Origin of the sequence: Kineosporia sp. A_224 (assembly GCF_002198655.1) — a bacterium.
In the GTDB taxonomy this organism is placed as follows: domain Bacteria; phylum Actinomycetota; class Actinomycetes; order Actinomycetales; family Kineosporiaceae; genus R-H-3.
Genome location: NZ_MWLN01000142.1, coordinates 1 through 9,497, shown reverse-complemented (window position 1 = coordinate 9,497; position 9,497 = coordinate 1). Strand labels below are relative to the sequence as shown.

The 9,497-nt window shown below is 76.2% G+C and carries 8 protein-coding genes and 1 pseudogene; 6 read left to right on the top strand and 3 right to left on the bottom strand.

All coding sequences use genetic code 11. The annotated features are described in order from the left end of the window. Window positions 1–110 precede the first annotated feature (110 nt). Window positions 111–1,373, top strand: coding sequence for a HAMP domain-containing sensor histidine kinase (locus tag EDJALFJO_RS12665; RefSeq protein ID WP_233149832.1), 1,263 nt, complete (start codon window positions 111–113; stop codon window positions 1,371–1,373). Between the two features lie 22 nt (window positions 1,374–1,395). Here EDJALFJO_RS12665 and EDJALFJO_RS12660 read toward each other — a convergent pair whose 3' ends face one another. Beyond that, window positions 1,396–1,938: a hypothetical protein gene (locus EDJALFJO_RS12660; RefSeq protein ID WP_088285726.1), complete on the bottom strand. Its 543-nt coding sequence runs from the start codon at window positions 1,936–1,938 to the stop codon at window positions 1,396–1,398. Between the two features lie 369 nt (window positions 1,939–2,307). Here EDJALFJO_RS12660 and EDJALFJO_RS12655 point away from each other — a divergent pair, with 369 nt between their 5' ends. The 5 genes from EDJALFJO_RS12655 to EDJALFJO_RS34970 all read left to right on the top strand — a co-directional run bounded on the left by EDJALFJO_RS12655 (window position 2,308) and on the right by EDJALFJO_RS34970 (window position 6,132). Then, the gene (locus EDJALFJO_RS12655; protein WP_088285724.1) at window positions 2,308–2,781 is read left to right on the top strand and encodes a hypothetical protein; all 474 of its coding nucleotides are present in this window, start codon (window positions 2,308–2,310) and stop codon (window positions 2,779–2,781) included. 5 nt (window positions 2,782–2,786) lie between these two features. Further along, window positions 2,787–3,767 (top strand): FAD:protein FMN transferase, encoded by a 981-nt coding sequence (locus EDJALFJO_RS12650; protein ID WP_088285722.1) that lies wholly within the window; start codon window positions 2,787–2,789, stop codon window positions 3,765–3,767. After that, a complete protein-coding gene (locus EDJALFJO_RS12645; protein WP_088285720.1) occupies window positions 3,767–4,330 on the top strand; it encodes a ferric reductase-like transmembrane domain-containing protein in 564 nt (187 codons plus the stop codon). The genes EDJALFJO_RS12650 and EDJALFJO_RS12645 overlap by 1 nt, the downstream gene beginning before the upstream one ends. A gap of 124 nt (window positions 4,331–4,454) precedes the next feature. Beyond that, window positions 4,455–5,711, top strand: coding sequence for an NADH-ubiquinone oxidoreductase-F iron-sulfur binding region domain-containing protein (locus EDJALFJO_RS12640; protein ID WP_088285718.1), 1,257 nt, complete (start codon window positions 4,455–4,457; stop codon window positions 5,709–5,711). Between the two features lie 58 nt (window positions 5,712–5,769). Further along, on the top strand, window positions 5,770–6,132 hold the full coding sequence (locus EDJALFJO_RS34970) for a ferredoxin (RefSeq protein ID WP_198950242.1): 363 nt from the start codon (window positions 5,770–5,772) through the stop codon (window positions 6,130–6,132). Between the two features lie 168 nt (window positions 6,133–6,300). Here EDJALFJO_RS34970 and EDJALFJO_RS12630 read toward each other — a convergent pair whose 3' ends face one another. Together EDJALFJO_RS12630 and EDJALFJO_RS12625 are read right to left on the bottom strand one after the other, a co-directional pair. Then, window positions 6,301–7,242, bottom strand: a complete 942-nt coding sequence (locus EDJALFJO_RS12630; RefSeq protein WP_088285716.1) for a hypothetical protein — start codon at window positions 7,240–7,242, stop codon at window positions 6,301–6,303. Further along, a pseudogene (locus tag EDJALFJO_RS12625) lies at window positions 7,239–9,497 on the bottom strand (hypothetical protein); the annotation flags it as partial. The pseudogene EDJALFJO_RS12625 and the gene EDJALFJO_RS12630, both read right to left, overlap by 4 nt.

Below are 9,497 nucleotides of genomic sequence, written 5' to 3'. Positions count from 1 at the left end.
ACCGCCGCCGAACCCCGCTACCTCCACAGCGCCCGCGGCGTCGGCGTCCGCCTCGCGGCCCCCGACGAGGGCTAGGGCGACGGCCGGTGCGTCGTCGGGTCGCACTGCTCGTGGCTGCCGTGACATCAGCGGTCGTCCTCGCCTTCGTCATCCCGCTCGGGCTGCTCGTGCGCACGCTGGCCGAGGACCGGGCGCTCCGCGCCGCCACGAGCCAGTCGGTCTGCATCGCCGGCGCGGCGCAGAACATCACCGACCCGGCCACCCGGGACCGCGTCGTCGAGCAGTGCGGCGACGACCGCCCCGGGGCGCCGCCCCCGACCGTCGTGCTCTCGGGGAAGACGCTGCTCGGCCCGGAGCCGCCGGCCTTCGACCCGGGACTGCGCGCCGCGATCGAGAAGGGCACGGCCCAGACGGTCACCACGCCGGCCGGGAAGATCATCTACGTCGTGAGCATCACGAAGGCGGACCGGGTCGTCGTCCGCACGGTCGTCCCGAACGCCGAGCTGCACCGCGGCGTGGCCCAGGCCTGGGGAACGCTCGGTGCCCTCGGGCTCGCCCTGATGCTCGCCGCCGTCGTCTTCGCGGCCCGGCTCGCGGGCCGGATCAGCCGGCCGCTCCTGCAGGTCGCCTACGCGGCCGAGACGATGCGCTCCGGGGCGCTCGACACCCGCGTGCCCGAGCGCGGGCCGCCGGAGGTGGTCGCGCTCGCCGGAGCGCTCAACGGGCTCGCCGAGCGGGTCCAGCAGCTCCTCGCCGCCGAGCGGGACGCCGTCGCGGACCTGTCGCACCGGCTGCGCACCCCGGTCACCGCGCTGCGGCTCGACACGGACGGCGTCGCCGACCCGGACGTCCGCGAACGGCTGCGGATGCACGTCTCCGCGCTGGAGAAGACCGTCGACGCGATCGTCCACGACGCGCGCCGCCCGTCGCGCACCCAGCCCGGCACGTCGTGCGACGTCGGCCGCGTCGTCGCCGAACGGGTCCAGTTCTGGTCGGCGCTGGCGGACGACCAGGGCCGCGCGCTGCAGCTCTTCCTCCCCGAGCGCCCGCTGCGGGTGCGGCTGGACGCCTCGGACCTCGCCGACGTCGTCGACGTGCTCGTCGACAACGTGTTCGCGCACACCGACGAGGGAGTGGCGCTCACGGTGTGGGTGGTCGCCCGAGGGGACGGCGCGGTCGTGCTCAGCGTCGAGGACGGCGGCTACGGGCTGCCGTCGGGCGACGTCGTCGCACGCGGCAGCTCGGGCGCAGGCTCGTCCGGGCTGGGGCTGGACATCGTGCGCCGGCTCGCGATCGCCTCCGGGGGCGGCCTGGAGCTCGGCCGCTCCCAGATGGGCGGGGCGCTCGTCCGGGTCGTGCTCGGGGCGGCGTAGCCCCGGACGCAGGGCGCCGACCTCAGTCGTCGTCACCCGAGTCGTCGGAGTCGTCGTCGTGGTCGTCGGCCCGGTCCGCGGGGCCCGTGGCGCCGGAGTCGTCGTCGGCCTTGTCGTCCGCGCTGTCGTCCGAGCTGTCGTCGGCCTTGTCGTCCGAGCTGTCGCCGGCCTTGTCGTCGGCCGTGTCCTCGGCCTTGTCGCCGGCCTTGTCGCCGGCCTTGTCGCCCGCCTTGTCGCCCGCCTGGTCGTCAGCCGTGCCGCCGTTCTTGGTGCCGGCCCGGTCGCCGCTCTCGTCGGCCGGCTCGCCAGCGGTGCCGGGCCCGTCGTCCGTCGTGGCGTCGTCCGCCGGCTCCACGGCCGGGGCGTCGTCCGTCGCCGCGACCGGCGCCGCGTCGTCCAGGCCGACGGTCGTGCCCGCAGCGTCACCCGCCGGGGCGTCCACGGCCGTCCGGGTCACCTTCGTGGGCGACGGCGCGGCGTTCGTCACCGCGGTGTAGGTGAAGGCGGCCACGGCGAGACCGAGGGCGGCGCCGACGGCGACGAAGGGGGCGGTACGGGTGCTCACGATGGACGCTCCGAGGGACGGGCCGGTGCCTGGGGCCCGGAGGGCGCCGCACGACCGGCGGGTGATCGTGACCAGATCCTCGCGGCCGGGGCGTCATGGGCACGTCGTCGCCGGGTCAAGACCAGGTCAAGGCTCGCAGCGCCACGGCGGGCGGGGCGTGCGGCCTCGGTCGACCACACCGCGCGACCGCCTGCACCGTGCGGACCACGTGTCCCGATGCACGTCCCGGACGGTAGTCACGGACAGTGACCCCGGGTAAAGTCACGGCCCGGGGACGCCGATCGAAGGAACGGCCGGAACCGAACAACTTGACCTGCACTTGACCAAGCGCTGAGCGCGCCTTCACCTGCGTCCCGGGATGCTGAGGCCATGAAGCGAACCACCACCAAGGACCGGGACCGCACGCTCCGGGTCGTGTCAGGCCTGACCGGCGGCCTCACGGCCCTCGCCGTCGCCGCGACCGGGCTCGCCACGGCGTTCGCCGCCCAGACGACCCAGCGCAAGGACGCCCTCAAGCTGGCCTCCGAGGAGGCCGCCGGCGCCGGCCTCGCCGCCGAGCCGGGCGAGACGAGCACGGTCACCGAGGAGGCCGAGGAGCCGGAGACCCCCGCCGGCACCACGACGACCTCCGTGAAGTCGAAGACGACGTCGAAGAAGCCCGCCGCGCGCACGACGACCAAGCGCCGGACGACGGCCTCGGTCCGCCGCACGACCACCGCGGCGAAGAGGGTCACGACCACCACGCGGCCGAAGACGACGACCACGTCGAAGCCGAGGACGACGACCACCACGACGAAGCCCAAGCCCAAGCCCTCGACGACGACGAAGACGTCGAGCTCCTGAACCTCGTGGCCACGACCACCGCCCCCGGCGGTTTCACCTTCGCAGAGACGTCGTGGCGGGCCCTGGGAACGTACGTCCAGCTCGGTGTCGCCGACTCGGGTCGCCTCGACGAGGCGCGCGCCCGGGCGGAGGACCTGCTCGCCGCGGTCGACCTCTCCTGCAGCCGGTTCCGCGCCGACTCCGACCTCACCCGGGCCAACCTCGGCGCGGGCAGCTGGGTGCGCGTCGACCCGCTGCTCGTCGCCGCCGTGAGCGCCGCCCTGGACGCCGCCGAAGAGACCGACGGCGTCGTCGACCCGACGCTCGGCCGCAGCCTCGTCGCGCTCGGGTACGACGCCGACATCGGCGCCGTCCGGTCGCGGCCGGACGACCCGGCCGGTGTGCCGCTGCCGGCCGTCCCGGACGCCTGGCGCGCGGTCGGGCTGCAGGACGACGCCGTGCTCGTGCCCTTCGGCACCGCGCTCGACCTCGGTGCCACGGGCAAGGCCTTCGCCAGCGACCTGCTCGCCGACGACCTCGCCGACCGCGGCATCGCCTGCATCGTCAGCCTCGGCGGCGACATCAGCATCGGCGTCCCGCCGGCCCTCGCCGACGGCGACGGCACGGGCCCGGTCGACTGGCCGGTCACGATCGCCGAGCTGCCCGACGACCCGCCGGTGCAGACGGTCCTGCTCGACCACGGCGGTCTCGCGACGTCGTCCGTGCTCGGCCGGCACTGGAACCGGGGCGGGCGCCGGGTCCACCACCTCATCGACCCGCGCACCGGCCGCCCCGCGGAGTCCGTGTGGCGCACCGTCACCGTGTCGGCCGGCTGCGCCGTCGCGGCGAACACAGCAACGACTGCGAGCATCGTCCTCGGGGAGGACGCACCGCGCTGGCTCGCCGAGCGCGACCTCGCCGCACGCCTCGTCGACGTCGACGGTGGCGTGACCCTGGTGGCGGGCTGGCCCGCCGACGACGACCTCGCCGCTGGAGGGCGGTCCTGATGCTCGAGACCTTCACCGACGAGAAGTTCCTCTGGTACCTCATGCGCGGCACCGGTGTGACGCTCATGCTGCTGTTCACCCTGTCGACGGCGCTGGGGATCTTCTCCACGGCCCGCGCCGGCAACCGGTTCTGGCCCCGGTTCGCGACCCAGGCGCTGCACCGCAACGTGTCACTCATCAGCGTCGCGCTGCTGGTCGCGCACATCCTCACCGCGGTCACGCACTCATTCGTGGACATCCGCTGGATCGACGTCCTCATCCCCTTCATCGGCCCCTACGAGCCGCTCTGGGTCGGGCTGGGCACGCTCGCGACGGACCTGGTCATCGTCGTCGTCGCCACGAGCCTCGTGCGGGAACGGCTCAGCCACCGCGCGTGGCGGGCGATCCACCTCACCTCCTACGCCGCCTGGGTGCTCGGGGTGGTCCACGGGATCGGCCTGGGAACCGACGCCACCACGACGCCCTGGGGCCTCGGCGCGACCGTCGTGAGCATCGGCATCGTCGCGGCGTCCGTCGTCGTCCGGTTCGCGACCCTCAGCAACGAGAGGAAGTACGCCGCGTGAGCGCGAGACGCGGCGCGACGGCGCCTGGACCGACGAGGGAGCGCGGGGCGCTCTTCCCCGCGCGAGCGAGGAGGGAAGGCGCCGTCAGCGAGCGCCGCCTCTCGCGCGAACAAGGAGACACAGCGTGACCGGCTACGTCGTCACCCGCGCCGGCTACGCCTCCGACATCGCCGTCGTCGTCGGCGAGCGGCTGCTCTCCGGCATCGCCCACGGGCCCGGGCTCGGCGAGCACCGCGCGACCTGGCCGGCTCCCCCGCACCTGCACGTCCGGGAGCTCCTCGCGCTGCTCACCGCGGCCGAGATCCGCGGCCGCGGCGGTGCCGGCTTCCCGTTCGCGCGCAAGGTCGCGACGGCCGTCGAGTCCGGCCGCCGGCGCGTCCTCGTCGTCAACGCGAGCGAGGGCGAGCCCGGCAGCGCCAAGGACAGCGCGCTCATGATGACCGCGCCGCACCTCGTGCTCGACGGTGCGGAGGCGGTCGCAAGGGCGCTCGGCGTCAAGCACATCCGGATCGTCGTCCCCGGCGAGCGGCCCGCGGTGCTGCCGTCCGTCGAGGCCGCGGTCGCCGAGCGCAAGGCGCTCGGCGACGGCCTGCGCTACGACATCTGGACGACGGGCGGCGGCTTCGTCGGCGGCCAGGCCCGGGCGGTCATCGAGCTGCTCGAGGGCCGCGAGAACCTCCCCGTCACCGCCTGGCAGCCGGAGGCGGTCAGCGGGTTCAAGGGCCGGCCGACGCTGCTGTCGAACGCCGAGACCTTCGCCCAGGTCGCCGCGCTCGTCGCCCTCGGCGCGGCCCGGTTCGGCTCCGTCGGCACCCCCGAGGAGCCCGGGACGACGCTGCTCACCGTGGCCGGCGACGGCCCGGGCGGGGTCGTGCTCGAGGTCGCCCTCGGCACCCCGCTGTCGGAGGTCCTGCGGCTGTGCGGCTACGAGCCGGACATCACCGTGCTCCTCGGCGGGTACCACGGCATGTGGCTGCCCCCGGAGCAGGCCGTGCAGCGCCGGATGAGCCGCTCGGACCTCTCGTCCGTGGGGGCCACCCTCGGCGCCGGCATCGTCCTGCCGCTGGACCGGCAGGCGTGCCCGGTCACGCTCACGGCGGCGGTCGTCGACTACCTCGCCGGGCAGAGCGCCCGGCGGTGCGGGCCGTGCAAGAACGGGCTGCCCGCGCTCGCCGAGGCCTGCGCGCACCTCGCGACGGGCGGGGCACCCGGAGCCCGGGAGCGGATCGAGCAGCTCTCCGGCCTCGTGACCGGCCGCGGTGCGTGCGCGCACCCGGACGGGACTGCCCGGCTCGTCGGCTCGCTGCTGCGCAACTTCGGGTCCGAGGTGTCGGCCCACGAGCGCGGCGTGTGCGAGATCGCCGCCGGTGTCGCGGTATGAACCGGCCGGGCACGAGGCGTCGGGGCACGGACCGTCGGGGCACGAGGAGGGGACGACGATGACCGAGCTTCCGCGTCGACGTGACGTCCGCGGGGAGGGCTACCCGCCGCCCCCGCTGGGCTTCCACCGGCCGCCGTCCGAGGGGCCCGCCGTCCCCCGGCTGTCCCAGGCCACGGGCTGGCAGGCGGTCGCGACCGCACCGGCACGCCCCCCGGCCGGCCCGACCCTGCGGGTCGACTGGCCGATGTGCAAGGCGCACGGGCTGTGCGCCGAGGTGCTGCCCGAGGCGGTCCGGCTCGACGAGTGGGGGTACCCGGTCGTCGACAAGGGCGTACCGCTCGACGGCGAGACGCTGGACGCCGCCAAGCGCGCCGTCCAGGCATGCCCCACGCTGGCCCTGAGGCTCGTCCAGCCACGCTGAGGGCCGCAGACCCCCGGCCGGTGGACGCCCCTCCTCCGGTCGGCGCCGGCACGCACGTCCCCTGCGGCGCGCCGGCACGGGGGGCGGCGCCGCACGTCCGATCCGTCGGTGCGGGCGGTGCCGCCTCCCCCCGCGCTCAGGCCAGGGTGCCCCGGGCGGGGTGCGACGTCACCGCGCGCACGCCGTCCCCGTGGCCGTGCCGAGCCCCGGCCCGTCGAGGGTGAGCGGGCGCGGCACGAGGTCGGCGAGCGCCGTCCCGGTCCCGGCGACCGGCACGAGGACGACCGAGGCCCGCTGCCAGCACCGCCCCCAGGCGCCGGACAGCCGCACGGTCGTCGACCCCGTCGCGGGGACCGTGACGTCCCGGGCAGCACGGCGGCGGCCGTCGACGTACACCTCCAGGCGGGCGTCGAGGTCACCGGCGGCGGGCAGCCGCGACCCCGTCACGACGACGTCGACCGTGGTGCGGCCCTGCCCGGCGGCGGCCAGGACGCCGTCGCCGCCGGCCACCGAGACGGAGACGTACGGCGCCCGGGAGGACGCGGTCCCGGCCGGCCCGCTGCCGGCGACCGCGACCGCACCGAGGAGCGCGGCCACGACGACGACGGCCCCGACGAGCGGGGCCGCGACGTGCCGCAGCCCGAGGACGGCCCGCCAGGTCCGCAGCGCCGCGACCGCCGAGGCCCCGACCGGCAGGCCGGTGGCCCGGCAGTGGCCGACGACCCCGGCGGCACCGAGCCCGACGAGCGCGAGGGCCACGACCCGGACGGCGTGCACCGGGTCGAGCCCGACGACGACGAGGGCGGTCGCGAGCACGGTCCACACCGCGACCGAGGTGACGACGCGCAGCGCGAGCGTGCGCCACAGGCCCTCGCCGGAGTCGTACTCGACGGCCGCGGCGTAGGTCGCGACGACGGCGTAGCCCGGCGCCACGAGCGCCGCGGCGAGGACGGCGGGCACGAGCCAGGGGCTGTGCACGAACGTCCCGGTACCGAGCAGGACGCCGCACCCGGCGAGCGCCCAGGCCTGCGCCCCGGTGAGCGGGCGGCCGCGGCGCAGCCGTAGGTCCGGTGCCTGCTGCGCCGGCGGGCGCACGAGCGAGGGGGTCATCGGGCGGCCTCCGTCGCGGCGTCCGGCACAGCACCGACCGGCTCCGCGGCGTCCGGCACTGCGGCGTCCGGCACCGCGGCGTCCGGCACCGCGCCGCCCGGCACCGTCGACGGGACGGCCGGCGTCAGGGCCTGCTCGGGGACGATCCGGTAGACGTCGTAGTTCGTCCCTGCCCAGATCTTGACCGCCCACGGGTAGGTCTCGAGCCGGTCGAGCGCGGTCACCGGGACCGGCGCGGTCGTCGGCGGCTCGGAGGCGTCGATGTAGAAGCCGGTCGCCGGCCTGCCGGTGGTGATCCGGCGGTCGATCGCGAGCAGGCCCAGCCCCGACCGGGGCAGCCGCTCGAGCGTCGTCGCCGGCACGGGCGCGTCGTAGAAGAACAGGTCCCACACCGGGAAGTCCTGCACCGGCGAGAGGTTGCCGACGTTCGAGAGGTAGCCGGTGCTGTAGTAGTCGCCGCCCACCGCGCCCGGCCCGCCCCGGCCGGCGTCGAGCGCGCCGGCCCATCGCGCGGCGGCGACGAGCTCGGGGGTCTGGACCCGGCCCTCGGAACCGAGCACGTACGGGCCGGGGAAGCGCTGGGTGGCGTTGTTCTCGACGGCTCCGGTCCCGACGAGGACGACAGCGAGGACGACGAACACCGCGACGCCCCGCAGCCTCGGCGACGGCGCGACCCGGTCGAGGAAGGCCTGGGCCCGGCCGAGGGTGCGGCGGGCCAGGGCGCGGACGGCGCGGCGCGGCCGGCCCGGCGACTCACCGGCCTCGGCGGCCTGCGGTGCAGCACCCTCCCGTGCCTCCGGTGCCCGGACCCGCAGCCCGGCGAGGGACGCGAGCGCGGCGCCGACGACGACGGCAAGGCCCTGCCACGCGAACGGCCAGGACCGGTGCGCGGCAGGGGCGCCGTGCACCGTGAGGACGAACGGCATCGACGCCGGGTAGGCGACGGCAACGACCACGACGAGCCGGGTGAACGGCACACGCCGCAGCGGCCAGAGCAGCAGTGCACCCGCGGCGCCGAGGGCGGTGAGCAGCGGCACGCTGAGCAGTCCGGTGAGGACCTCGTAGACCGGCACGCCGGCGCCGGCAAGGATCCCGCGCGACCCGGCGCCGCTGTCCGCGGCGACCGCGGACGGCGCCGCGGCGTCCGGCGCGCCGCCACCCGCGAGCGACTCGACGAGCCCGGCGAGCTGCTCGACCGCCTTGCTCGGGAACACCGACAGGTACGCCCACACCTCGGCCGCGTGCAGCGCCGTCCAGGCGAGGACGACGAGGATGAGCGTCACGCCGAGCCGGGCCACCCGGCGCCGCGACTCCAGCCGCCGCACGTCGCGCCGGGCGATCCGGCCGCTGTGCAGGACGACGAGCCCGAAGACCATCCCCAGCAGCATGATCGAGGTCAGGTGGTGGGTCATCGTCACGGCGGCCGTGAGGAGCACGGCGAGCCGGCGGGCCGCCCCGGCCGGGCCCCGGGAGCCGGCGACGACCATGCCGAGCATCCCGAGGACGGCGAGCTGCAGGACGATCGCGAGCGACTCGTAGGCGTACATGCCGGTGAAGAACATGAAGCCGGGGTTGAGCGCGTAGACGAGCCCGGCGAGGTCGGCCGCGCGCGGCGACAGCCCGGCGGCCCGGCCGACGGTCGCCGCGAGCACCGGGACGGCGACCCGGAGCACGACGACGAGCACCGTGCCGAGCAGCCACGTCGACGCACCGGTGGCCCGCTCCAGCGCGGTGGTCAGGGCGTGCAGGCCGGGGTAGTCGCGCAGGATCGTCACGACGTTGTCCTGGAGGATCCCGCCGGTCGCGACCATGTGGTCGACCTGCCGCCAGTGCGCGAGCTCGTCGAAGTACAGCGGCATGTCCGGCGTCCGGAGCACCTTCGGGGCCGCCATGACGAACCCGGTGAGCGCGAGCGCGAGACCGCGCCGGACGCCGTCCGTGCGCCGGTCGAGCAGGACCCCCACGACGACCGCGAGGAACACGAGCAGCGGCAGCCAGAACGCGACGAACCGCAGCGGGCTGCCGGCCGCGGCGAGCCGGTACGCCCAGCCGAGGCCGAGGACGGCGCCCGCGGCCGCGACGACGAGCAGCGGCTCGACGAGCGGGACGCCGCGCAGCGCGAGGCCGCCGGCGACGGTCTCGGGCAGCACGACGGGCGCGTCGACGGGTGGGTCGGCGGACGCCGCGGACGCCGCGACAGCCGGGTCGGCGGGCGCGCGGACGCTCCACGGCGTCGCCGTCGCCGTCGCCGTGGA